Origin of the sequence: Stenotrophomonas sp. 3diitr2024, from assembly GCF_042136455.1 — a bacterium.
Classification (GTDB): domain Bacteria; phylum Pseudomonadota; class Gammaproteobacteria; order Xanthomonadales; family Xanthomonadaceae; genus Stenotrophomonas; species Stenotrophomonas sepilia.
Map to the genome: position 1 here is coordinate 1 of NZ_JBHHMJ010000479.1, position 3,241 is coordinate 3,241.

The 3,241-nt window shown below is 68.5% G+C and carries 2 protein-coding genes; one reads left to right on the forward strand and one right to left on the reverse strand.

What is annotated here, in order from left to right:
- Positions 1-71 precede the first annotated feature (71 nt).
- On the reverse strand, positions 72-2,636 hold the full coding sequence (gene mprF, locus ABGA94_RS12150; RefSeq protein ID WP_005418156.1) for a bifunctional lysylphosphatidylglycerol flippase/synthetase MprF: 2,565 nt from the start codon (positions 2,634-2,636) through the stop codon (positions 72-74).
- Between the two features lie 193 nt (positions 2,637-2,829).
- Here mprF and ABGA94_RS12155 point away from each other — a divergent pair, with 193 nt between their 5' ends.
- Positions 2,830-3,177 carry a RidA family protein gene (locus ABGA94_RS12155; protein ID WP_005418155.1) on the forward strand — a complete coding sequence of 116 codons (348 nt, stop codon included), beginning with the start codon at positions 2,830-2,832 and terminating at the stop codon, positions 3,175-3,177.
- Positions 3,178-3,241 lie beyond the last annotated feature (64 nt).

Sequence of the window (3,241 nt, forward strand, 5' to 3'; positions counted from 1 at the left end):
CTGCCAGCCATGCCCGACCACTGTCGCCGCCGTGTCGACCAAGGTCGACACCTGCCGGGTGGCGCGGGTCGTCAGTTGCGCCGCGGGTCCAGAGAGATCAGGCGCGTGGCGTCCAGCAGCGCCGCCGGCAGGTGCATGCCGCCGGGCGCGGCGAGATAGCGCGGCCGCCACTGCGGATCGAACTTCGACTTGAAGCGGCGCAGGCCACTGAACCCGTAGAAACGTTCGCCATGCCGCGCCAGCAGGCCGGCCAGCCGGTTCCAGCGGCCAGCCAGACGATGCTGTGCCAGCCCGGAAAGCGGCGCCATGCCCAGCGAGAAACGTGCATAGCCCTGTGCGCGGCCCCACAGGAACAGCTCGATGAAGAGGAAGTCCATCGTGCCCTTCGGTGCTTCGCTGACGTGGCGCATCAGGTCCACCGACAGCTCGGCGCCGGCCGGTGCCTGCCAAAGATTGGCGAAGGCCACGATCTGGCCTTCGGCCTCGACCAGCGCCACCGGGAAGCGCACCAGGTAATCCGGGTCGTAGCTGCCGAGCGAGAAGCCCTTTTCGTCGCCGGCCTTGTCTTCCAGCCATGCGTTGGAGATCGCGTGCAGGCGCGGCAGCAGGCTGGGAATTTCCTCCACGGGCGCCACGCGGAAGGACAGGCCACCCCGCTTGCCCCGGTTCCAGGCCTGGCGCAGGTCGGCGCGCTCGCGCCCTTCCAGGCCGAAATCATGCAGCGGCACCATCGCTTCTTCGCCCAGCTTGACCAGCCCCAGGCCAAGGTCGAGATAGGTCTGCCAGTAAGTCTCGCCGACCTGGTAGAAGACGGGGCGCAGGCCGAGGCGGTCGGCTTCCTCGCGGAAGCGCCAGATCAATGCGCGGGCGACGTCCGGCGGGCCGACCGGGTCGCCCATCGCGATCAGCGAACCCCCATAGCGCTGCATCATCACGAAGCCGAGTTTCGCTTCATCGCGCAGCACTGCCTTGTCAGCGGTCAGCACCAGGCAGGCCTGGGTGTCGGTGGCACCGGCCAGGACCGGCGCCAGCGATTGCAGCGTCGCTTCATCGGCGGCGGGCAGCGGGCTACGCGTGCTGTGCAGCAGCCGCGCCAGGCCGAACATCACCAGCGCGATGGCCACCACCAGCAACGCGCGCAACGCGCGCGGTGCGTTGCCGGAGACCGCGAACTGCCACCACAGCTCGTTCTGGTATTCGACATGGCTGTAGGTGAAGAACAGCAGCCAGGTCACCGCCACCAGCACCAGGCCCAGGTTGCGCAGCCACGGCCAGGACCAGGCTTCATCCAGCAGCGCACCCTGGCGGTAGAACTCGCGGCGCGCGGCCCACAGCGCCATCGCCACCAGCACCGCCGAGACGGCGATCAACGGTTGGCCACCGCGCAGCCACAGCGGCAGCGGGGTGACCACGCACACCGCCATCGCCAGCATCCACGCCGCGTGGCTGCGCCGGGCCAGGCCCTGCCCGATCAGCAGCAGCGCGACACCACTGAGGCTGCCGATCAGGTGCGAGGTTTCCAGGATCGGCAGCGAGGCATTCACCAGGTGCCGGCGTGGCGTGGGCAGCGTGCCGTCGATGACCAGCGCGGCGCCGATGCTGAACACCGCCAGCGCGATGATCTGCGGCAACCATGGGCGCAGTGCGTTCCAGCCAGCGCGGGTTGCCCCGGCACTGGCCTGCAGCGGCTGGCGCAGCGCGGGCGCAAGGGCGAGCAACGTGGCCAGCACCAGCGGTAGTACGTAATAGGTCACGCGGTAGATCAAGGCGGCCGCCAGCACCGCCGCCGGTGCCACCTGGGGCAACAGCTTCAACAGGCTCCATTCGAACACGCCCAGGCCGGCCGGCACGGTCGAGACCAGGCCGGCCAGTACCGCGACGAGGTACAGGCCGACGAAGCCGGGCAGGCCGGTGGGCGTCGAGTCCGGCAGCAGCACATAGAACGCGGCGCTGGCCAGCACCAGCTCGATCACGCTGAGCACGGTGACGCCGAGCATGGTGCGGCGGTCGGGTAGCCACAACGCATGGCCGAACACGCTGAACTGCCGTCCATCGCGACCGACCAGCAGCACGGTACCCAGATAGGCGAGCAGGGCGACGATGCCGACGATGCGCACGGCATCGGGATTCAGTGGCAATGCCAACGCCGCTGCCGCCGGTTCCATGCAGAGCGCCACGCTGATCAACAGCCACGCACCGAACACGAAACCGAGCGTGCTCATCAGCACCACCTGGCCGATCTGCGCCAGGTCCAGGCCGGCGCTGCGGTAGCCACGCAGGCGCACTGCGCCACCGGTCAACGCGGCAAAGCCCACCGTCTGGCCCAGCGTATGCGCAAGGAAGGCGGTAATGCCGATGCGTGCCGGATGCACGCGGATGCCGCTGCGGCGCAGGCCGATGGCATCGAAGCCGATCAGGCAGGCGTAGCTGGCCAGGCCGAGCATCACGGTGAGCGTGATCTGCAGGCCACTGAGCTGGCGGAACGCCTGGCGGATGGCGCGGTAGCCGTGCTCATCGAATTCACTGGCCAGGCCATGCAGGGCCAGCGAGAGGATCAGCAGGGGAACGACAATGGTGAGGACCCGCTTCCATGCCGGGGTGGAGGAAGCGGCGGCGGGGTTGGTGGCTGCGGTCATCGGCGCAAGGGTGCGTCAGGAGGGGCGAGTGCGGTGTCAACGCGGGGCGTGGCGCATCGTGCGCCTGTCGCCGCCATTTGACCAGCAGATGTGTCGGAGCCCGGTAGTGACGCGTCGCGCGGGGGACCCGTGCACCCACCGTTGACCGGATTGGAGGACAATGCGGGCCTGATCACCCGCAGGAGCCACGCCCATGATGGAGCGTTACGACGTCGGACCGCGCATGTCCGAAATGACCGTGTACAACAAGGTCGCCTACCTCTCCGGCCAGATTCCGGAAGACACCAGCCAGGACATCACCGGCCAGACCCGGCAGGTGCTGGCGGAGATCGACAAGCTGCTGGCGCTGGTCGCCAGTGATCGCCAGCACGTGCTGCGTGCGGAAGTGTTCCTGGCCGACATCGCCGACTTCGACGGCATGAACAAGGCGTGGGACGAGTGGGTGGTCGAGGGCGCGACTCCGGCCCGCGCAACCTTCGAAGCCAAGCTCGCCCACGCCGAGTGGAAGGTCGAGATCGTGGTGACGGCAGCGGTGCCGTAACTGCGGGATGGGGTCAGATCCCTTTCCTGCGTGAAACCAGCTTCGCGCAGGCGGGCGTGAATGG

Excerpts from the sequence above, each read along its gene's own strand:
- ABGA94_RS12155 (WP_005418155.1), top strand. The coding sequence starts at position 2,830 with ATGATGGAGCGTTACGACGTCGGACCGCGCATGTCCGAAATGACCGTG.
- mprF (WP_005418156.1), bottom strand. The coding sequence starts at position 2,636 with ATGACCGCAGCCACCAACCCCGCCGCCGCTTCCTCCACCCCGGCATGG.